Below are 22,587 nucleotides of genomic sequence, written 5' to 3'. Positions count from 1 at the left end.
TTTTAATCTCCCTGATACCTTAAAAGCTTCCTCATCTGATAAAAAATCCGCTCTATCAACCTTAGGTCCTGCGTAACAATTTCGGCATTACCTTTAAGTTCTTTATCAAAAGCAAGGTTTTTGTGATAAGAAGTTTTCAAACCTTTAGGCAGCGTAACATCTACATAATAATTTCCTTTATCATCGGGTGCGAAGGCTATATTTTGCACCCTTCCCTCTACAATGCCATATTCCTGGTAACGGTAATTATCTAATTTGATTAAAACCTTTTCACCAGGGCTAATTTTGCCTGAATTTCCGGCCGGGACTGACATGCGGCCTACCAGTGCCTGCTTATTATCGGGCAAAACAGATAAAACGGCATCGCCCCTTTTAATAAATTGATTTTCGCCCCAAAACTGCTGAAAACTAACTACCCCATCGGTAGAGGATATCAGAAGATAATCTTGCTCCCACTGCCGCAGTGATTTTCTTAACTGCTCAAACAATTGCTGGGTTTGCGAAGCATAATTAATTTTGTCTTTTTCGGCGTTGATTGTCGAACCACTTTTGGTTTTGCTCAGGTTGGCAATGCCCTCTTCGGTTTGAGATAGGGTAATATTAATATTCTCCAGACTTTGCTGGGCCTGCAAGAACTTAATTTTTTCGGTTTCGAGCTCGTTTGCAGAAATAACGCTGAGACCGAAAAGTCTCTGCGAACGCTGATAACTTTTCTTTACCAGTTCATATTTAGCCAGCTCAAGCTCTTTTTGTAGCTTTAAGTTGGTAATCCTGCTCTTGTAAGCCGATATATTTTGGTCGGCAGCTACATTTTCAGGAGCATAAGGGCGTAACCTGTTAAACAATTGTTCGTCCTGAAAGGCTTTGGCAAAAGCATTGTAATCGGCCTGAAGTTCACCCAATTTCAGCTTCGAGATTTGATGAATCGGGAACGATGAAAGCTGATCTTGCGAAATTGAATCTGCTATTTGCTTAAGCTCGAGCAAATCGCGGTAGTTTGCGGTAGATTGCAAAACCAATAACACCTGCCCTTTCGTTACCTTTTGGTGGTTGCTGACAAATATTTTCTCGATTTTAGAATCAATCCTGGCCTGCAGTTTTTCGGGTGGGTTTTGCGAGGTAACCACAATGGGCGCCGGCACAAATTCAGGGTATTTAATGAAATAGCTCATCAGCAGTCCCATTAAAATTACAAGCAAAATAATGGCACTCCCCCAACGGAACATCCAATGAGGCGGTTGTGAAAGTACGTCCTGTACACTTTCTGAGCGCAGTTCTATGCGATCCAATATATCGTTCTTAGCTTCCAAGTTCGAGTTGGTTTTTAATTAACCTGTAGTATTCTCCTTTTTTTGCGACCAATTGTTCATGGCTACCCTCTTCCACAACCTTACCTTTATCGAGCACCACAATTTTATCTGCATGTTTTACTGTTGATAGGCGGTGGGCAATAACGATTGCTGTTTTTCCTTTAAAAAACTGTTCGAGGTTCTCGATAATGATTTTTTCGTTATTGGCATCCAGTGCGCTGGTTGCCTCATCGAAGAAAATAAAATCGGGCGATTTATAAACAGCCCTTGCAATAAACAGCCGCTGTGTCTGGCCGCCACTAATTCCCACCCCCTCGTTGCCGATTTTGGTATTGTAGCTTAAAGGTAGACTCTCGATAAAATCTTTGATGTTAGCGATTTCAATTGCTTTTCTCAGTTTCTGTTTATCAACCGTTTCTTCACCAATGGCTATGTTATTGGCAATGGTATCATTAAAGACATAGCCCTCCTGCATCACCACGCCGCAGTGGTCGCGCCACAGCCTCGAAGAAATGTTTTTCATATCGGTATTTCCGATTTTCACCTCACCGCTATTCGGATCGTAAAATTTCATCAACAATTTTAACAAGGTAGTTTTTCCACTACCACTGGCGCCCACAATGGCTGTTGTTTTCTGGTAGGGAATGGTCAGGTTTAAATGCTCAAACACAAAAGCATCTGAACCGGTGTAACGAAACGATACATTATTCAGGGCAATATCATTTTGTGGAACTTCGGTCACGTAGTTTTCCTGAAGTCTGTCTTCGTCTTCTTTTTCATGAATTTCGCCCAATCTTTCTAAAGAAATTTTAGCGTCCTGACTCTGTTTAATAAATTCAATCAATTGCATCAAGGGGCTGTTTAGCTGCCCGATGATATATTGTACCGAAAGCATCATTCCCAGGGTTAGATTCCCGGTTAGCACCAATTTTGCGGCAAGGAAACTGACCAGAATATCCTTCATCTGGTTGATAAAATTTCCACCTACTGATTGCCACTGCTCCAGGGACAGCGACTTGATCTGCACTTTAAACAATTTCACCTGCAAAAACTCCCAACCCCAGCGTTTTTGCCTCTCGGCATTGTGCATTTTTATTTCCTGCATGCCGTTAATCAGCTCAATCACCTTGCTCTGTTCCTGCGAAACCTGCGAAAACCTTTTATAGTCGAGCTCTTTCCTTTTCTTCAGGAAAAAGCTGATCCAGATCACATACACAATTGCGCCTGTTAAATAAACCAAAAACAAGCGGTAATCATAACACAACAATACAATGCTAAAAATGATCAAATTAACCAGCGAGAAAAGCGTATTGAGTGATGAACTGGTTAACAGCTGCTCAATCCGGTGATGATCGTTAATGCGTTGCATAATATCCCCGGTCATTCTGGTATCAAAGAAACTGATGGGCAGTTTCATGAGCTTGATGAAAAAATCGGAGATAATTGAAATATTTATCCGGGTGGAGAGATGCAATAAAATCCAGCTGCGAATCACTTCAATACCCGTTTTGCCCACAAAGAGCATTACCTGCGCCAGCAAAATCAGATAAATGAAATTGAGGTCCTGGTTCTGAATCCCAACATCTACAATGCTCTGGGTAAGAAAAGGAAAAACCAGCGACAATAAACTGCCAGCCAGCAGACCTATGGCCAATTGAAAAATAAGCGATTTATACTTGAAGAGATATTTGGAAAGGAAAGAAAAACTGGTTTTCTTTTCAGCTTGGTTGAAATCTTCCTTAAAAAGATCAGGACTGGTTTCTAAAACAAGTGCAATCCCTTCTTCTGTATCTTCACCCGCATTTTCACCTATCCAGCTTTTAATAAATTCAGTTTTGGTGTAAGTAATCAAACCGTGTGCAGGATCAGACACGTAAACCTTTCCTGATTTGTCAATTTTGTAGACAACTACAAAATGGTTTTTGTTCCAATGTACCATGCAGGGCAAAGGCACTTCAGCCATTAAGGTGTTAAAGTCTATTTGCACACCTAAAGTTCTGAACCCCAAATTTTCTGCTGCATTACTTAAACCCTGCAAACCACTTCCCTCCCGCGTAGTTTCGGCAAGATCGCGAATCTGCTGCAAAGGAATATTCTGTCCGTAGTATTTAGCAATAATACGCAGACAGGTTGGTCCACAGTCTTTAGAATCAGGTTGTTTGTAGAACGGGAATTTTTTCATTCTATTCTGACCAGATTTTATTAAAGGTTTTCGACAATTTATTTTTATTTATGGTGCAACCTGATGCAGAAACAGTTACTCCGGATTCTTTTAAAGTAAGATATCCTTCTTCATTATTCCATTTAGAAATGTAGGGATTGTAAACACATTCTACCTGATGAAACCATTGTTCAGCTTCCTTTTCCGGTACCCGTACATCGGTACACATATACCTAAATTCGCAATCCTGGCAAACCAGGGTTTGCTTCTTAGTGATGTTTCCAAGCTCCAAAAATAGTTTGCTATTAATTGTCTGCTGAAATTCAGCAACGCTCATTGAATTGATATTACCAAAAGCTGGTTTGCTATTGAGTCCGTTTTTAATATTGCCACTTTGATCAATATAGATTTTGCCGTTGTAATACGAGTGTTTGTTATAAGCTTCCATAAAAAACTCTTGATTTACAAACAATTTATCTACGCTTAGCAGCTGTTGGTAAACCCCAAAACTTTCGGTAAAAAAATTATAATAAATATTGTCTTTCAATTCTGTATGTGAACTATCCACTCCAAAAAAATTAACTGAGAATATGATTGGTTGCCGGGCTAATTTACGCTCATATTTTTCGAGGCATTCCGCATCAAATTTTTCAATATACAGGTATATGCCATCAATTTCCAAATGGGCAAATGACGCTACCAAATTAATGAGTTCATCGTCTATTTGTGGTGAAATGATGCTTAAGTTTTGAAGATGATTCTGATTGATTAAATCAATAAAATTATTGCTAATATTAGTATGTATAACAGCATGGGTTAGCTCGTTAGTTTGATGTAATGCCCTGGATATTTTCGGAAATCTTTTCTGTTCCTGAGCAGATGCAACCTCAAAAATAATCTCTAAACTTAAAAGAAAATCTATCAGCTCGCTGCGCTCAGATTGATCAGCAATCCTGTTGAAATTTATCAAGCCATCGGTGTTTAAAATATGATAATGCGTTTTTGAAATAAAATGATAGTCTTTGCGGCCCAAATCGTAAACGATAGCCCTGTTAAATCCAATTACCGGAATACACAATTGGTTTCTAAGGAATAATTTATTCATATCGGGGATTTAAAGTATAGGTCGAGCTGTAAGCTATTGGTATGGTAAATTTTAGAAACCCTTGTTTTAATAAGATATGTAGGTTTAGGCTTTTTTACCAATGATTTTATGTGTACTGGTGCTTCTCCGGTATCTATCAGGTCTTTTATGTTTTTCATAGGTTTTATAGATATGGCTTAATTTAAGTTTCGAAAGGGCGTTTTGGCCTGACAACAATACAAATCGGGTTAGTTAAAATTAAAGTGCCAATGCAATCTCGCGCTCCAAATTGTAATTGCAGGGGGTTGATACCATACCAAACTGGCCAACGGGATTTAAGTCTAAAAAATAATATTCAGCATCATCACTAGCGTAAATCACATCGAAGGATGCGCAGTTGAGGCCGTATGCATCAAGCATTCTTTTTAACTTTTTTTCATATGTTTTTTCTAAGGTGTACGGTGCAACCCGGTTTGGTTTATCCCTATCGTAATTTCTGAAATCGACGTTTGTATTGCTGTTGTTTTGAGAGAATATGGCCATGGCGTAAAATTTACCATTCAGGTAGAATACCCTAATTTCATAAGCCTTAGCAATGGCCTGCTGAAAAAAAGTCGGTACAAATTTCTCCGGCAAAGCGTCAATATCTTCACGGTTAACCATTGATGTGTAAGCCATGTGCGAGAAATCCTCATCATCCTGAAATGAAAACGGTGTACTAATAGGCTTAGAAATAATATGTTTTTCCTGCTCGAAAAAATTGGCAGCTGCGTTTTTGCAGCCAGTAACTATGTATTTTGGAGCTAAAACGCCATATTGCTGGCAAAGATCCATTAAATAGAGTTTGTTGATATCGCTGTTTTTGATTTTGTTTACCGATGGAATTTTATCCAACCTGTGATAAAAATATTCTATCAGGGCATTATGTTCAGTACGTAAATAGTTTTTAATTAAAGCGTTCTTGAATTTAGCAAACAAATCCAATCCACCTCTTCTATACCACATTTTAGTAATTTGGCTGCCCAAAATTGTTTCCCCATTTACAGAGATGGCAAAATCTGACGAAGTAAGCCAAAGCAATTCAAATAAGGTATCCTCATTGATTCTGATAAAAGGCTTTTTGAGCCGTATAAGCCAACTGATTACGGAGCTGGTAGAATAATCGCTGTTTATGGAGAATATTAATATCACGGAAACCTGATGTTATAATTTTTTATAGCTTATCCAGCCACTTATGTTTTACCTGTTGTATTTTATTTGCGCAGTAATATCAGCGTTGTACTTTAGGTTTTTAAGGTAACCATCGAGCTTATTATCGCCCGATGGTTAATTAATCTAATGAATTAGACTTGCCATGCAGAAGAAGCAGGGGTACCAATGGTATTGCCTTGATCGTCGTACATGGTTGTTGTTTTATCTGCGCAATGATCACCATAGGTAAATTTGGTACATAATGCGTTAGTGCTCATAGCGCGGCCACCGTTAACCTGGCTGTCATTTAGGGCTATTCTTTTCTCGAGCAATTTTTTACTGTTTTTCATGTTTTTAATTTTTTAATTTTTTGAGGATGGTTATGGGCAGTTTGTGAAAAAGCATTCTTCAACCAGCACGTTGCCATCGGTCCTTACTTGTGCATCGGTTACCGTACAACCATGTTGATCGGTGTACGTATGGTTTACGTTTTTATAAGTCTCGCCTAAAGCACGTCCACCACTAATTTGACTATTTTTCAGTTCGATTTTTTTCTCGAACAATTTGTTGATGTTTTTCATTTCCTATAAGTTATATTTTTTAGAAAAATGGTTATTACGGGCAGTTTGTGAAAAAGCATTCTTCAACTTTTACGTCGTTATCGGTCAATACTACTGCAACGGTTACCGTACAACCATGTTGATCGGTAAAGGTGTGGTGTTGGTTTTTATAACTCTCGCCTGAAGCACGTCCACCACTAATTTGACTATTTTTCAGTTCGATTTGTTTCTCGAACAGTTTGTTGCTGTTTTTCATTTCCTTTTTTGATTAAGGTTATACATTAATTTGCTTTCGATTGACCCGTTCGTTGTGTCAAATCTTAAAATGAGCAGGTATTATTTTCCTGTTAATGTTGGGTTGAAACCCATTGGCACATTAGTTCCAGGTTGGTCAAAGCCAATGTCTGTGCAAGTATCAGGGTTTTCTCTTGTTCCTGTTTCTGCAACAGATACGAGGTTGCTTAAACCAAGTTTACCACCATTAATTTGGCAATCTTTTAAGTTGATTCTTTTTTCGAATAAACTTTTGCTTGTCTTCATAATTATAAAATTTAAATTGATAGATAATTCCGCCATCTTACCCTGGCGTTTGGGTTTATACTGTATTAAAACTGATCGTTTCATCAGCAGAAAAAGCCATTTAACTTACTGCTATCAAATAAAATTAGCGGCAAATTATAAATCTCACAAGCGAGAGTTTATATTTGATACATGATTTCCAATATTCGTAGCCTTTGCGCCGATATCTGCTAAAAAGCGCCTTTTAATGCCCGATTTCGAATATGAAGCTAAATGCTACGAATATGGAATGGAAACGGGTGTATATGCATTAGCTGTTTTTAACAACAAGGCTTTAGCTATATTTAAACCAGGTCGTATTTACCCCAGACATGCATTAATAATTGTCCCTTAGTTATGTTTTTTCAATTGTTACAAACATTTAAAACCAACAATACCAAATTCATTTCAGCTGTTTTTTTCTGCCTGGCAATTTTATTGTCAAGCGCCTGCAGACAGGAAAACAGACAGCAAAACAAGGTAGCTGGTACCAAAGGTCAAAACAGTTCGCGCACTGATTACCTGGCACAGATTATGGCCATGGACACCTTAGCACCGAACGATTATAAAAAAGCGATTTACAGGGCAGATAGCATGCTAAATCTTTCATCAAACCAGGCAGATAAACCTTTCCGCTACTATTTTAGCGGCAGACGTTTAGTATTGGAAAAGCATCGCGATAGTGCCATTTTCACCTATCAACAGATGGATAGCAAGGGTACAAATGCAGAAACTGACCTGCTTAGCGATTACAGCATATTAAGCGCACAAACCAATGGAGGAGCTGCTGTAGGTGCTAATCTTATGAAACAAACCCTGGCTAAAATAGAAAAGGCTGAATTGTTGAAAAGCAAGATCACCTATCTTTTTTATGATTTGCTGGCCAAAACTTATTACCAAAACAATAAACCAAAAGAGGCATTACGCTACGCCACACGCTACTATAACAGCCATCCATATAAGTCACACAGGGTTATTGAGCAAAGGTATTTCGACATTTCGTTTTTGCTCGCGACCAAACTCGGCGACTTTAACAAAATGATCTTTTACAATAATAAAGCCCGTATCCTGGCCAAAAGCATCAACGATAGCCTTGCCCTGGCCCGCACGTACGATAATGAGGCACAAATTTATGACCGCCAGGGCCAGTATGCTAAATCACTGGCTTGCAGTAAAATTTATTTTAGTTACCTTAAAAGTAGCAACAACCTCAACGATATCGCTTTCAATAATCTGGCTACCAGTTTTGAACATAACCAAATGCCCGATTCGGCCATTTACTACTACCGTCAAGGTATTGCCTTCGAGAAAAAGAACCCGGCAGGAAGAAGAAAAAGCATGTTTTATAACGGGCTCCTAAGCGCGTATAAAAATAAGGGAGCTTATGCCCAGGCACTTGAGGCTGCAGATTCGGCCTACACCATAGAAATGCGTGATGTTGCCGCAATAGAAGCGGTAAAAATTGCCGAACTGCATGAAAAATATCAGGTAGAAAAAAAAGACCAGCACATTACCGAACTGAATAGCAGGAACGAACTTTACCAAAAAATCATCACGCAGCAGAAGTGGACTTTAGGTTTGGCATTTTTTGTATTTTTAAGTGTTCTTTTTTTTCTATTTATCCTTTACCGGCAGCAACGGCTGAAAGGAAGAAATACGCTGCTGGCCTCAGAAAACAAACGTTTAAATATTGAACAGAAATTATTGCAGGTGCAGCTTAATCCGCATTTTATTTTTAACGCCATAGCTAACCTGCAGGGGCTCATATCATCGGGCGATTCGAAAGAAGCGGTGCGTTATCTCAGTACCTTTTCTAAATTACTGCGCAATGTTCTGGAACAAAACACCAAAGAATTTATTGAGCTGGATGAAGAAATAGCCTCCTTACATAATTACCTGCAATTGCAGCAAATGCGTTTTGCGGGATTATTCGATTATCAGATTTCAACAAATCATCTTGAAGGTGGAAACATCCTGATTCCCCCAATGCTTGTCCAACCTTTTGTAGAAAACGCTATCGAACATGGCTTTAGGAATATTGCTTACCACGGTAGTTTGACCATTAATTTTCAAACGGTAAAAAATCAATTGCAGATCATTGTAGACGATAATGGATGTGGTGTGAGTGCCAAAGCAGCAGTACAAACCAAAAAATCGCTGGCGCAGGTTATTTTAAAAGAAAGGCTCGATGTACTCTTCAATACTGCAAAGCAGCAGGCAGGTTTCGAACTCGAAGATAAAAGTAATACAGGCGGCCGTGGTGTAATGGTAAAAATTAATATCCCACTGGTAAAAGATTAAAGATATGAAGATTTACATATTAGAAGATGAGGTACACATTATGCAACACATTTTGCAGATTGTGAAAAAAATAAGTGCCTTCCAGATTGTTGGTCATTCGGGCGAAGTAGCCAGGGCCGCCGCCGAAATACCTGTACTCAAACCGGAGCTAATCCTGGCCGATATCCGGCTTAAAGATGGAGACAGCTTTAGCCTATTTAACGAGATTGGTATGGAAGATTTTCAGGTCATTTTCCTTACAGCCTACGATCAGTATGCCATACAGGCACTAAACATGGGTGCTTTTGCTTATCTCTTAAAACCGGTTGATGAAGTATCGTTAGGTGAAGTATTGGGTAAATACCTGCGCCAGCGCGAGCAGGAACAGTTTGACAGGCAACAGCTGGAAATTGCCCGTGAGCATTACCTGGCCCAGGGTGTTAAAGGCATTAAACGGATTGCCTTAAAAAGCCTTGAGTATATTGAGATCGTAGATCTAGATGATATTATTTATTGCAAAAGCGATAAAAGCTACACCACTTTTTGTTTAAAAAACAAACGCGAAATAGTGGTTTCAAAAGGCTTAAAAGAATATGAGAATATGCTTGCTTTTTCGGGCTTTTTGCGCTGCCACCAGTCTTACCTGATTAATTTCCAATATGTAAAAAAATATTTCAGGGAGGGATTTTTACAAATGGAAAACGGAGAAAAAATACCGGTTTCGAGCCGGAAGAAAGAAGAAGTACACCGCTACCTGCAAAACATTGCTTAGCAGGACTAAATTTTTAATATGTAGCGCTCAGGCGTTCTCCTCAAAAGGGAGAGCGCTTTTTTATTTTGCTAAAACACCAAATAGTCTGATTTTAAGTAGGAGTCACTTATTCTAAAATTCGAACAAACGTTTGCCCGGTTAATTAACAAAAGATCACAACAACATAACAAACAAACCATTAAACAGTAAAATATTCTTTCTCTAACTCTTAAAAAATGTTAAATTCAAACGCATTGAGTTGTAGCTAACGTATTTTATAGTTATTATTGTTAACCGCTATTGTGGCAAACCAAATCTAAACACACGTATGAAACGCTTCAAGCATTGCTTATGCTTTTTGGCATTAACCTGCCTATCCTCTCTCACCGCCTTTTCGCAAGAAGGCGTAATCGACAGCTCACATGTTGTTACCTTACGAATTGATCCGCAAAGTGCGCGCGGAGCCGCTGTTTCGCAGATTTTCGATGAAGTTAAATTTGTACCGCTGGAAACAACCAGGGAAAGTTTGTTCGGAAATATTTCTGAACTTAAAATTTCGGGCAACAAATTTTTAATTTATGATTACGATACTAAGGCCGTTTTAGTCTTTACAAACGAAGGAAAATACCTGACCAAAATTGATGCGGCCAAATTGCAAACAGAAAAGGCCGATAAGGAAAAAGCAGTAACGCATGGTTTTACATTGGTAAAGGAAGGAAACACAGAATACATAGCTGTTTATACCCCAAACAATGTGCAATATTTTACCCTGGAGGGTAACTTTGTAAAAAAAACCAAAAACTTCAATTACTACTCGCCCAAGTTATCTTTTGCAAACAGCGATGTTGTGATCAGGCCCTATACCTATATTAAAAAAGGCAAAGATAGTACGCAATATTCGGTTGTAACCATCGATAAAAAAACAAAAGATACCGTCGGTTACTTTAAACGGGATCCGAAATTTTTCGAAAAAGACGATTGGTATGGCGACGACCCAATAACCAAATACAATGATAGTGAAGCTTTTTACACCAATTACTACGATTACCGCTTGTATAAGCTTACGGCAAAAAAAATGGAACTGGCTTACAAGTTCATTTTTCCTGCGATAAATACATTGCCTAAAGATTTTATTACCAATCCCATATACGTTAAAAAGAGGTTCGAATATTTCGAGAAAAACAAGAAAACCATTCACGGTATTGGCAGCAGCTATTTAATTGGCGATCAGCTCTACCTCAAATTATCAAACATTTTTTGGGATAAAGACCAGAAGAAAAGCTTGATTTATAACACCAAAACTACTGAACTGTTATCCTTCCAGGATCTGGAACCTGATAGCCTTTCGAGCTTTTTGCCAGTAACCGATTCAGGCTTTGCCTACGATTTTGAAAATCGCGGATTCCTAGCCTATGAAGATAAAAAATTCTATACGAGTTATTCTGCACTGGCCATGTTTACTTTTAAAGAGCGTAGTGCTGGTAAAACAAATAAATACCCGCCATTGCTCGAAAATTACTTCAAAACTGGCGATAGAAAAAGTAACCCTGTAATCATCATCTTAAAACCGAAGCAAATCTAAATTCATGCGCGCTCATTTCTTACTCCTTTTAAGCATTTTTTGCTTAGGAACAGGCTATTCTTTTGCCCAAACTACACCTCCAGCCCCAACGGGTACCATTAAAGGCGTAGTGCGCGATACGGTGCACAACTATGTGCTTAAAGCGGCTACAGTTTCTATTTACAAAGCCGATAATACGGTAATAAATTATCAGTTGAGCAATAATTATGGCGAGTTTAAATTCAGTAACCTGCCCATTGATAAACCGCTGCGACTGGATATCAGTAATGTGGGTTATCAAACTATCCAGAAAAATATCACTATCCCTAAAGGACAAACGCTACTCGATCTTAAGAATGTAATCATTAACCCACAGGATGTAAATTTACAAGAGGTTACCGTAACAGTTCCTCCAATTTCTTACAATAACGATACACTTGAAATTAACGCCATTGCATTTAAGCTCGATACCAATGCCACCGTTGAAGATCTGTTAAAAAAAGTACCCAACATCACCGTGTGGGGCGATGGTATTATTACGGTTAATGGCAGGGAGGTGAAGCAACTTACTGTTAACGGAAAACAATTTTTTGGCGGCGATAATAAAATTGCCCTGCAAAACATCCCTAAAAATGCACTGGAGAAAATACAGATTTTCAACACCGCAGACCGGGATAAACCACTAGACAGCAACCTGGTAGCGAACTTGAAATTAAAGAAAGGCAAAGACCGATCCTATTTCGGCAAAATAAGTGCGGGTTACGGAACCGACAAGCATTACCAGTTTGATGGCAATTTAAATTTTAGCACTCCTAAACTTCAACTCTCCGTCATCGGAGCATCTAACGATATTAACAAAATCCCCAATGATATTAATACGCTGATTAGAAACAGTACCTATAAAGGTGTTGGCACCTCGGTTGAATACCAATCAGATTTCAGGCAAACCGGCCTAAACAAAGGCAACGTGGCCGGGGCACAGATGACTTACAATTTTACTCCCGATAGTAAAGACTGGAACAATAAAAGTTCATTAACGGCCGATTATTACTTTAAAAACCTCGAATCATCAAACATTGGTGATTCACAAACCATCACTACCATTGCCGATAATAATCAGCTTTATGCAAACAGCAGTACCACTTCATCCAATACCAGCGACAGACACCGCTTTAACTCCATCTATAATTATTATAAAAAAAGTCATCGCTTAGACCTCAGCGAATCATTCAATACCGAAAAAGGTGATAACAGTAATTCCAGTATTAGAAGTGCCCAGAATAATGCAGGTCAGCTTACCAGTACCAATAACAGCAACGGACAAAGCAACTACACCAATACCGATTTCACTTTCAGGGCAAGCTATAATTACCAAAACTACAACAACTGGAAACAGCGGTTTAAATCACTTAATGCCAGCTATGATGTCAGCATGAGCAATCGCAATAACGATAGAACAGAAATAACCGCTTTCAGGGATTTATTGAATGATGCCAACAACCGCGATTTTAACCGCAAATACCTGACTGATAGCAAGAATTTATCACAAACGATGACCTTGGGTTTGCCCAATCTGAAATCTATTTTTTTTGGCAATGCTAACCTCAGTGGATTTGATGCTGAAATTACCGGCAAACTAGTATTGACCAATAACCAGGAGCACAATTTTATTGAAGATTTCGTGAATGGGAATTACCAGCAGAATAGTTACCTTTCTAATAACCTAAAAACCAATGTCACCGATTTTACTCCCGGAATTTCTGTAAGCAAAACATTTTACAAAAACCTAAGCAACCGCTACTACAAAAACCTTACTATTAAAGTAACTGCGGCACAACAGGTTATTAACCAAGATAATAAATCAGACCGTTCTTTCCAAAATATAAAGCGTAATTACAACAACTTTGTGCCTACAATTTCAGTGAATGCGCTGAATCTTCAAACCGGGAGCTATCAGGAAAATCTAATGGTAAGCTATCGTACAGATGTGCAGGCACCTACCATATACCAGCTCGCCCCCTTAACAGACAGTACCAATTTATATAACTTGCAAAGAGGTAATTTGAATCTTAGGGAAGAAATAAAAAGGTCAATCAATATCAATTTTAACCACTACGATATGAAAAGTAAAAATACCTTATATTTCAATGTGTATACTTCAGCAGGCATAGTTGAGAATGATATTGTAGATAGCACTTTTATCGATGAACAAAACCGCAGAACGGTATACCTAACCAATGCCAACGGAAATAAATATATTAATTTGATGGGAGATATTCGCAAATCGTTCAAATTCAAGACAAGCGAACTGCAATTGGGCTTCAATACCTCCTTCAACTTTAGCAAAAACCCAACCTATACCAATACCTTATTTAATTTTTCGAACAATTTCAATACCAACAATAGTGTAAAAACTACTTATACCTACAAGGACAAACTGGGTATTGAAGCATCTCAAGGCATTAGCACCAATTTGGCAAAACAAAGTGCTTTGGGTACATCCTATAAAAACATTGGCCTAACCACTTCATTTAGCGGCAACTATAATTTCACCAAAAAATTCTCACTCAGCAGTAATATCAATTTCAATAACAACAATCCATCGGTAGGTGAAACCATTAATTTCGCTATCTGGAATGCAAACGCCACTTACCGTTTTACCAAAGGCAACAATGCTGAGGTGAAATTTTCGGCGCTCGATTTACTCCGCCAAAACAAAGCCATTATAAATAGCGTAGGTGTAAACAGCTTTACTACAAGCACTAAAAACGTATTGCAGCAATATTTTATGGTAACCCTTTCTTATTATCCGAGGAAATTTGGTGCCAACGCTACTAAAAAGTAAGACATTGAAATTTAGCACTCAGGCGTTCTCCTTAAAAAGGGAGAGCGCTTTTTTATTTTCTATTATTTATTTTTGGCTACAATATCTTTCGTCAAAAAGAAAATGATTATAAAAAGTTCTTCCCATTTACGCATCGTTTTGTTGGTAGTGGCCTGCATTACCTTTTCTTTCTTTTCAGCTTTTGCTCAAAGCGGCAAACCTGCAGATAAGAATCCTGAAACTGCTTTTTTGGCCGATTCAGCGGTGCTAACCAAGAGCGATTACTTATTCCGCCTGGAAAAAGTTTTCGAAGTAGTAAATAAGGTGCCTGTTACCGTTAATTCATTTACCAAACTTAAACCCATTGACAAGCACCTCACGCAGGATGAGGCTGCGCTTGCGCTCTTAAAAAGCAGGTTAACCAATTCTGACAGGAATTTAAACTTGCAGAACCTGCAAATGGACGAAACTTTACTTGAAGAACTTCAAAGTAATAACCGCGATTGTCTGGCTGATTTAGACGAATACGAAAAAGAGCTCCGCAAGTTAAAAACAGAAATACTTAACCTGCGCAAAGATACGGTGCTGGTAAAAATATTTACTTCGCCTGCTCTGCGCGAAATGTTTAAGGCACAGTTTGCCGAACTTAAGAAAAAGCGCTTGGTGATGGATAGCCTGATTAAAAATGCTTCGTTAACCATCAATAACCAGCAGGCACGTACCTCGGCCAACCTGATTAACATTAAAGAACTGATGTACCTTACCGATAGCCAGCTTAGTGCGGTAAGCATCAAGGCCTTTGGTAAAGAAAGACGCTACCTGTGGGAATCGGTAAATAAACGTGCCAACAGAGGTATGGGTTTCAGGAAGTTTATGAACAGTGAGCAACAAATATCTGCTTACTATTTCGTTTATACCCGAAGCAGCCGTGCCCTACTCCTTTTTACCTGCCTGGTTTTCTTTTGCTGGGTGTTTTTTAATTTCAGGAGCTTAAAGCAACGCGACCGGCTCGAAGCTGTAGAGGATTTTAAATTCTCAATGCTTTCTCCAAGGCCTTACCTGGTTACTTTAATTATGCTTTTTGCGCTTGCACCGGTTTTCGATTTGCGAGCACCTGCTTTATATATTGAATCGGTACACATTCTGCTGGCCATTTGCCTTACCTTTTTATTCCGCAAAAAACTACCTAAAAAGTTATTTTTTCAATGGTGTGTATTTGTACTGTTTCTCTTTGCACCGGTAATCCTCCGTATTTTGGGTATGCCGCCACGTTACCAGCGTTGGTTGCTTTTGGCACTAAGTCTCGGAGCCACTACTTACGGTATTATGGTTTGGCGCACACTCGAAGAACAATATAAAAAGTACAAACTCCTGATCTCAACAGGCTTTATTTACATCATATTTGCTTTTATTGCCACTTTTTGCAACCTATTCGGCCGCTTTACGCTTACGCAGATTTTTTATAATACCGGCGTAAGCGCCTTTCTGAATGCGACCTCATTAATCGTGTTGGCCAAAATGTTTGTCGAAGCCTTTTTACTCCAAATGAAAAGCAGCAGGATCAGAAAAGGCTATCCGGAGTTTTTTGACTGGATTCCGGTTACCACAGGTTTAAAGCGTATCGCCAAAACAGGGGCTATTATCATCTGGGCAGTTATTTTTACCACCAACTTAAATATATTCAACAGCATTTATTCGGCCATTACCGATGAGCTTACCCAAAGAAGAGTTGTAGGCAGCTTTTCGTTTACTTTAGGCGGCGTAGTACTATTTTTAGCGATTATCTGGCTGGCCAATTTCTTACAAAAATACATTGCCTATTTCTTTGGCGATGTAGGCGATGATGCCCTGGACGATAACAAAGGCGAACGCTCTAAACTCCTGGTTACCCGTCTGGTTTTACTTATCAGTGGTTTCTTAATTGCAGTTGCAGCTTCTGGCTTACCCATCGATAAAATAACTGTGATATTGGGTGCTTTAGGTGTGGGTATCGGACTAGGTTTACAGAATATTGTAAGCAATTTTGTTTCGGGTATCATCCTCATTTTCGATAAAACCATCCGCATTGGCGACGTGGTTGAACTCAGCAATAAAAAAGGCAGGGTAAAAGAAATTGGTGTACGATCGAGCACCCTGCTAAGCGATGAAGGAGCTGAAATCATTATCCCAAATGGTTCTATCCTTTCCAACAACATCATCAACTGGACTCTGAGCAACAACCAGATGCGTGTTGATCTGCTGCTTTCTATTGCCAAACCTTTCAATTCATCTGAAGTAACCACCCTGATCCGCAATGTGATTATTGAAAATACTAACGTGTTTGCCGCCAAAGAGCCTGTCATCATGATTAGTCCGGTTAGCCGTGCAAGCAGCGACGTGCGGATATTTTTCTGGTGCAAGGATATTTCACAGGCAGAATTAACCAAAAGCATGGTGAACGCGCACATTTTTGAAGCGCTGGAAGAAAAAGGTATCGAGATTTTATAAACACAAAAGTTTAACCGAAAGGATTATTTTTTTACTCCTTTCGGTTAACGCCAGTTTTAAGGTTTCATTACCACCAGTGTTTTTCCTTTTTCTACAATATAGGTAGCCAGCTCAACAGCCTTATTCTTGCCTACATTTTTGGCCTGATGATTTTTCCCTGCGGGGATAAAAAGTACATCACCAGCTTTAAGCCTCACCGGTTTTTCGCCATCAATCTGATACTCAAATGTACCTTTGAGCACATAAATTACCTCTTCGCCCGGATGTGAATGCATGCCAAAGTGAACGCCGGGCTCAAAGGCTATACTTGCCTGTATAGTTTCGTAACCTGGTACGCTAATGTCGTGCCTTTGATGGTTGGTTCTGGTAATGCCTGTTTGCTGGGCAAAAGTTGCAAGTGCTATAAAAGCTGTTAATGCGAAAGCCAAAGCGCTGCTAAAAATAATTTTTTGATATTTTTTCATGGTTTTAAATTCTGTAGGGAGACAATGTAATTTGCCGCCCGATTATGATTTAAAGGTAGCCATGCTATTGATGTGGATGAATTTGTTTAGGACCCAGTTTGGCAAATAGCCTGCTGAACCAGACATATTTAGCCCTCAAGTTCAACCGGAGTTTAGCGGGTGTTGAGAAAATAATTTGTTAATTAAATTCAGATTTTGTGAAAAAACAAAAAATTATAATACCTTTGACACCGCAGGGGGTGAGAGCCCTGCATCAATCATAGATTGAGAGCGTTAATTTAGATAAAAAGGTACGACAGCGAGTGTTGTACCTTTTTTTATTGCCCTATTTTTTCAAAACACAACCTATGCTGCATTAAGGCTTTACGTTCGTTGCATCTGTTACTTTTAAAGTGCTTCCATCGCCAGCCGCAATCTTCACCTGGTCGAATGTCCAGTTTTCGGCAAATTCGATATTCCCAGCTGTAGCCGTAGCAATATCTAAATTTTTAAAGTTGAAATTTTTTAAAATCGTTTCGCTGAAACCAGTGGCATTGATGGCTTTTTTAACGTCTTTTGCCTTCACGTTGAAAACATTAATATTGCGTATTTGGGGTATGCCTTTGCTTGCTGGTTCAACATGTGTGAGTAACTTGGTCCAATGTACAGGGATCGAATCAGGATTGTAGCCAGCGGGCAAAGTAGAATAACTGTAAGCCGGGTTCCAGTTGGGGTTAACCTGAATTACATTACCTCCCCCTTCCATCGTAATATTACCGAAATAAACATCTTCTACGGTACCACCCCTGGTTTTGGCAGATTTAATGTTTAAAGCATTTCCGGTACCATACCCTACCAAATCAGTAGCCCAAACGTGGCGGATACTGCCCGAAGTTTCGCTGCCTAAAGTCAGTAAACCTGCACCTTTACGCGCAATGCAATTGCGGATTACCACATATTCAGTTGGCCGGTTTACGCGCAGGCCATCCCAGTCGCGACCAGCTTTGAGGCAAAAATTATCATCGTTACAGTCGATATCGCAGTTTTGGATTAAAGTCCAGAGCGATGAATCTACATCAATGCCATCAGTACTAGGGCCATGGCCATCTACATTGTTGCGGATGGTAATTTTATCAATGGTTACATGGCTCGAATATAAAATCTGAACAGTCCAGAAGCCTGCCTGCTGTAAATTCACATCTTTTACCACCACGTCGTTAGCCGATTCGATCAATACTGTCCGCGGGCGTTTGGCATCATAATCAACAATCCAGCGCAGGCCTTTGGCGTCGTAATCTTTTCTGAGGTTCCAGTAATAATCCCAAAAAGGTTTGCCCTGGGCATTAATCAACCCTGAACCCGAAATAGCTGCTTTGTTCTGCTTCAGGATATTGATCAGCGCTGCAGGCCATTTCATTTCGATGCCGGCCACACGTGTATCAATTTCAGGGTAATCTTTTATGTCCTGGCTCCCCAATAACTCCACACCTTTGCCCACTTCGAAATTTACACCGGTTTTAATAAATAAAGAACCTGTTAAATACTTGCCTGGCAGAAAAGAAACGGTGCCTCCGCCTTTTGCGGCACAATCATCAATAGCCTGTTGAATGGCTTTAGTAGCTAAGGTTTTACCATCATTTATTGCTCCATATTGGTTAGCCTGATAGTTTTTTTGCTTAAAACTGAATTTTCGGGCACCAGCCTTACTCACCCATTCGGGCGTTTTAAACTGTGCTGAAACTGCAGTTGTAAAAAATATAAAAGCTATAAGCATTAAAACAGATCTGCTTCTCATAAATCGGGTGTATACATTTGGTTAACCATACAGCCTATATGTAAATCCGGGCTGCTTATTTGCGGTTAAGATATAGAATATGAGCGATGAAACTATCCTGTTGCATCCTGTAAGGCATAATGCTTTGGCCAGTTTATTTTGTCTATGTTATTTTTGTGTGTATACGATCAATGTTTACTTTTGAATATCAATTAGCTAACTTAACTATCCCTAACTTGTGTAAACAATTATGATGAACATTATCCTTGCTTCAACTTCTACCCTCTTCGGAGGCGAATACCTGGCTTATTTAAAAACAGAAATTCTTGACCTTTACCAGGGAATTGATGAAATCATATTTATCCCCTTTGCCCGTCCGGGTGGTATTTCCCATGAAGAATATACCCAAAAAGCCCGCGATTTTTTTGCAACTCTCGGTATCAAAGTACGTGGATTACATGAATTTGAAGATCAGCCAGCGGCAATTCATTCAGCTAAAGGATTTTTCACCGGAGGAGGCAATACCTTTCTGCTGGTAAAAACCTTACATGAAAAGGGGCTGATGCAGGTTTTAAAGTCAAATGTAGAAAGTGGCAAAGCCTATCTGGGTTGCAGTGCAGGAAGTAACATCGGTGGGTTGAACATGAAAACCACCAACGATATGCCGATTGTTTATCCAACATCATTTGAATGTATGGGGCTGGTTCCTTTCAACCTCAATCCGCATTACTTAGACCCAGACCCAACACTTAAGCACAATGGTGAAACCAGGGAAACCCGGATTAAAGAGTTTTTAACCCAAAACAATATCAAAGTGGTTGGACTTAGGGAAGGAAACTGGATCAGAAGAAAAGGTGATCAAATCACTGTTGAAGGCACGCAACTTACCCGCATTTTTGAACCAGGCAAAGCACCTTACGAACTGCCTGAAGGAAGTTTGTTGTAATCATCCACCATCGCATTGGTTCGTGTCTGCACGAGCCAATTATTCCGATCAGGATTATGCTTTAGAAAATGTGTACGTGAGCATACCCGGCACGTCCTCATGCGTATTTTCATATTCCTGAGAAGCGAGTTTAAAACCTAACCTCTCGAGCAGTTTTACAGAAGGCGGATTATCACTTGACGGACAGGCGATGATTGTTTCTACCTCCATTACCTCAAAGGCATATTTAATCGCATGCGGAACAGTCTCGATCATAATCCCTTTACCCTGAAACTCAGGAAGGAGTTCGTAACCCATTTCGATAGTTTTATTTTCGTTTCTGAAATCCCAAAGGCAAACGGCCCCAATCATAGGCGCAGTCTCGTGCTCAGCGATAACCCAATAGATAGCTTGGTTGTTATTAATCAGGTTATCGATTTTGTTGATATAGGCAACGGCTTCATCCATACTCCGATAGGGTTCTTTTCCAGTTAGCACGGCTACTTTTTCATCCGAGCGGAGTTCATAGATTACAGCGGCATCTGTTAATACGAGCCTTCGCAAGGTAAATCTGCCTGTTTTTAATATCGGGAAGGTTGAAAAGTCAAATGGTCTCATAAGATAGGGCTAAGCTGAATTTAAAGTTATCAATAATACCAGAACAAAAAAATCTAAACCAACAACGTGGTAACTCACACCAGGCCGGTCTGTGAAAACACAGACCGGGGACAATGACTATAAAAAAAGCCAACACCTTTGCAGGCATTGGCTTATTGCTAAAACAAAAAGATACTATTTTTTTACTTCAACCGGTATCTGATAGAGTTTTTGATGAATTTGTTTCATCTCAGCTTCCGGAAACTTAACCACCTTACGGTCGTAAGTCATAAAGCCATTTGTTTCTACTTCTACGTCGGTAGTTTGTGTATAAACCCCGGCCGATAAACCCACTTTGATCAGTTCGCCCAAACGGCCAACAAACTCCGAATACTTTTTAAACAAGTCGGCTTTGTTTTTAAAGCTCTGGTAGCCCCAGTTATTTTTTTGCTGCCAAACATGGCCATCAACAGGCAAACCTAAACCACCAAACTCGCCCAATACCAGCACGTAATCCTTTCCAAAATAATCGGGACTAGGCATAGCCGGATGAGGATAATTGTGCAAATCGATGATATCGCCAACGGGAAAAAAGTTACCTCCACTGGCGGTATTTACCAAACGCGAAGGGTCTTTTTCTTTTGTCCATTTGGCAATTTCTACCGTTTTAAACTGCCCCCAGGCTTCATTGAATGGTGTCCACACTACAATTGAAGGCACATTATGCAGCTTCTCCATAATGGCATTCCACTCTGTTTTGTAGTAACTTTCCGATTCAGGACTTCTTTTTTGCTCGGTTTGATGATCCAATACCCCCGGACGGTTTTCCCACCTATTGCCTAAATCGCCACTAGGCATATCCTGCCAAACCAGCATACCTGCTTTATCGCAGTAATAGTACCAACGTGCAGGCTCTACCTTAATGTGTTTTCTGATCATGTTAAAACCCATTTCTTTGGTTTTATCTACATCAAATTTCAAGGCTTTATCGGTTGGTGCGGTGTACAAACCATCAGGCCACCAGCCCTGGTCTAATGGACCGTATTGGAACAGAAAAGCATTATTTAAGAGCATTCGCTCAATCCCGTTGGCATCTTTACCCATCGAAATTTTACGCATGGCAAAGTAACTTTTAGCCTCATCTACTTTTTTATTTTTGGAAAGCAGTTCGATTTTCAAATCGTATAAAAACGGACTATCGGGACTCCATAATTTAGGATTCTCAATCTTTAAACGCACAGTACCTTTAGCATCGGTAGTTTGCTCAGCTACTTTATTGCTGCCATCCCAGGCCGAAATTTTTACCTGATCGCCGGCATTTGCATTTTCAACGAACGAACTAACCTCAACAGATTGCTGATCGAGATCAGGTGTAATTTTGATATGGTCGATGTGTACTTTGTTTACTGCCTCTAGCCATACCGTTTGCCAGATACCGGTAACCGGGGTATACCAGATTCCTTCAGGTCTTTTCACCTGTTTTCCTCTTGGCTGTGGCCCTTCATCAGTCGGGTCCCAAACTTCAACAGTAAGGGTTTGGTTACCACTTTTGTTTAAGAAAGGGGTAATATTAAAACTAAAGGGATCAAAACCACCCTCGTGTTTACCTACCTCTTTACCATTAATGCTTACCGTTGCACGCCAGTCAACCGCGCCAAAATGCAACAAAATATCCTTTCCTTTCATGTTTGAAGGGATGGTAAAAGATGTTTTGTACCAAAGCAGGCTATCTTTACCAACAGTTTTGCCTACACCCGAAAGCGAAGCTTCTACAGCAAAGGGAACCAGAATTTTGCCCTGATTAATGGCCGGACGCTGCGATTTTTCGGCAATGGCATAATCCCATAAGCCGTTCAGGTTTTTCCAGTTTCCACTACGCTCAAACTGCGGACGCGGATATTCGGGAAGAACAGCAGCAGGATTAACTTCATCGGCCCAGGGTGATGATATTTTCCCCTTCACCGCCGACCATGTTTTGCTGCCCTGCTGTGCAGAAAGGGACAGCGAAAGCCCCAGTAGCGCAAATAAAATAGACGTTTTTTTCATTTTTGGTTTCAATTGGTGTGTTTATAACAGTTCAA

18 protein-coding genes are annotated in these 22,587 nt (G+C 39.7%); 6 read left to right on the top strand and 12 right to left on the bottom strand.

Going from position 1 to position 22,587, the window contains the following annotated elements:
- Positions 1–2: 2 nt before the first annotated feature.
- From BLR37_RS16130 to BLR37_RS16095, 8 genes are all read right to left on the bottom strand, one after another.
- Positions 3–1,310 carry an HlyD family secretion protein gene (locus BLR37_RS16130; RefSeq protein ID WP_090770302.1) on the bottom strand — a complete coding sequence of 436 codons (1,308 nt, stop codon included), beginning with the start codon at positions 1,308–1,310 and terminating at the stop codon, positions 3–5.
- Positions 1,300–3,492 (bottom strand): peptidase domain-containing ABC transporter, encoded by a 2,193-nt coding sequence (locus BLR37_RS16125; RefSeq protein WP_090770300.1) that lies wholly within the window; start codon positions 3,490–3,492, stop codon positions 1,300–1,302. The genes BLR37_RS16130 and BLR37_RS16125 overlap by 11 nt, the downstream gene beginning before the upstream one ends.
- Before the next feature lies 1 nt (position 3,493).
- A complete protein-coding gene (locus tag BLR37_RS16120; RefSeq protein WP_090770298.1) occupies positions 3,494–4,576 on the bottom strand; it encodes a hypothetical protein in 1,083 nt (360 codons plus the stop codon).
- 237 nt (positions 4,577–4,813) lie between these two features.
- Complete coding sequence (gene gwsG, locus BLR37_RS16115; RefSeq protein WP_090770296.1) at positions 4,814–5,746, bottom strand: grasp-with-spasm system ATP-grasp peptide maturase; 933 nt, start codon at positions 5,744–5,746, stop codon at positions 4,814–4,816.
- A 152-nt stretch (positions 5,747–5,898) separates the two neighbouring features.
- Positions 5,899–6,096, bottom strand: coding sequence for a hypothetical protein (locus BLR37_RS16110; protein ID WP_090770294.1), 198 nt, complete (start codon positions 6,094–6,096; stop codon positions 5,899–5,901).
- A gap of 30 nt (positions 6,097–6,126) precedes the next feature.
- A complete protein-coding gene (locus BLR37_RS16105) occupies positions 6,127–6,327 on the bottom strand; it encodes a hypothetical protein (RefSeq protein WP_090770292.1) in 201 nt (66 codons plus the stop codon).
- A 34-nt stretch (positions 6,328–6,361) separates the two neighbouring features.
- Positions 6,362–6,562 (bottom strand): hypothetical protein, encoded by a 201-nt coding sequence (locus tag BLR37_RS16100; RefSeq protein ID WP_090770290.1) that lies wholly within the window; start codon positions 6,560–6,562, stop codon positions 6,362–6,364.
- 80 nt (positions 6,563–6,642) lie between these two features.
- Positions 6,643–6,930 carry a hypothetical protein gene (locus BLR37_RS16095; protein ID WP_090770288.1) on the bottom strand — a complete coding sequence of 96 codons (288 nt, stop codon included), beginning with the start codon at positions 6,928–6,930 and terminating at the stop codon, positions 6,643–6,645.
- Between the two features lie 291 nt (positions 6,931–7,221).
- Here BLR37_RS16095 and BLR37_RS16090 point away from each other — a divergent pair, with 291 nt between their 5' ends.
- From BLR37_RS16090 to BLR37_RS16070, 5 genes are all read left to right on the top strand, one after another.
- Positions 7,222–9,165, top strand: a complete 1,944-nt coding sequence (locus BLR37_RS16090) for a histidine kinase (RefSeq protein WP_090770286.1) — start codon at positions 7,222–7,224, stop codon at positions 9,163–9,165.
- 4 nt (positions 9,166–9,169) lie between these two features.
- On the top strand, positions 9,170–9,916 hold the full coding sequence (locus tag BLR37_RS16085; protein ID WP_090770284.1) for a LytR/AlgR family response regulator transcription factor: 747 nt from the start codon (positions 9,170–9,172) through the stop codon (positions 9,914–9,916).
- Positions 9,917–10,223: 307 nt separating this feature from the next.
- A complete protein-coding gene (locus BLR37_RS16080) occupies positions 10,224–11,477 on the top strand; it encodes a 6-bladed beta-propeller (protein ID WP_090770282.1) in 1,254 nt (417 codons plus the stop codon).
- A gap of 4 nt (positions 11,478–11,481) precedes the next feature.
- Positions 11,482–14,301, top strand: coding sequence for a carboxypeptidase regulatory-like domain-containing protein (locus BLR37_RS16075; RefSeq protein ID WP_090770280.1), 2,820 nt, complete (start codon positions 11,482–11,484; stop codon positions 14,299–14,301).
- 102 nt (positions 14,302–14,403) lie between these two features.
- On the top strand, positions 14,404–16,767 hold the full coding sequence (locus BLR37_RS16070) for a mechanosensitive ion channel domain-containing protein (RefSeq protein ID WP_090770278.1): 2,364 nt from the start codon (positions 14,404–14,406) through the stop codon (positions 16,765–16,767).
- Between the two features lie 56 nt (positions 16,768–16,823).
- Here the strand turns inward: BLR37_RS16070 and BLR37_RS16065 are convergent, their stop codons facing one another.
- Both BLR37_RS16065 and BLR37_RS16060 read right to left on the bottom strand, forming a co-directional pair.
- Positions 16,824–17,231 carry a cupin domain-containing protein gene (locus tag BLR37_RS16065; protein WP_090770277.1) on the bottom strand — a complete coding sequence of 136 codons (408 nt, stop codon included), beginning with the start codon at positions 17,229–17,231 and terminating at the stop codon, positions 16,824–16,826.
- Positions 17,232–17,586: 355 nt separating this feature from the next.
- Entirely contained in the window at positions 17,587–19,005 is a 1,419-nt protein-coding gene (locus BLR37_RS16060) for a glycoside hydrolase family 28 protein (protein WP_090770275.1), read from the bottom strand.
- A 229-nt stretch (positions 19,006–19,234) separates the two neighbouring features.
- On the opposite strand from BLR37_RS16060, the gene pepE reads away from it, so the two are divergent.
- Positions 19,235–19,930 (top strand): dipeptidase PepE, encoded by a 696-nt coding sequence (gene pepE / locus BLR37_RS16055; protein ID WP_244154678.1) that lies wholly within the window; start codon positions 19,235–19,237, stop codon positions 19,928–19,930.
- Between the two features lie 54 nt (positions 19,931–19,984).
- Here pepE and BLR37_RS16050 read toward each other — a convergent pair whose 3' ends face one another.
- Together BLR37_RS16050 and BLR37_RS16045 are read right to left on the bottom strand one after the other, a co-directional pair.
- Positions 19,985–20,527 carry a GNAT family N-acetyltransferase gene (locus BLR37_RS16050; RefSeq protein ID WP_090770273.1) on the bottom strand — a complete coding sequence of 181 codons (543 nt, stop codon included), beginning with the start codon at positions 20,525–20,527 and terminating at the stop codon, positions 19,985–19,987.
- A 174-nt stretch (positions 20,528–20,701) separates the two neighbouring features.
- Entirely contained in the window at positions 20,702–22,552 is a 1,851-nt protein-coding gene (locus BLR37_RS16045; protein ID WP_090770271.1) for a glycoside hydrolase family 2 protein, read from the bottom strand.
- Positions 22,553–22,587: the final 35 nt, after the last annotated feature.

The sequence above is a fragment of the Pedobacter soli genome (assembly GCF_900101435.1).
Classification (GTDB): Bacteria; Bacteroidota; Bacteroidia; order Sphingobacteriales; family Sphingobacteriaceae; genus Pedobacter; species Pedobacter soli.
The sequence above is the reverse complement of the archived record's forward strand: the minus strand, read 5'-3'. Positions and strand labels throughout refer to the sequence as shown.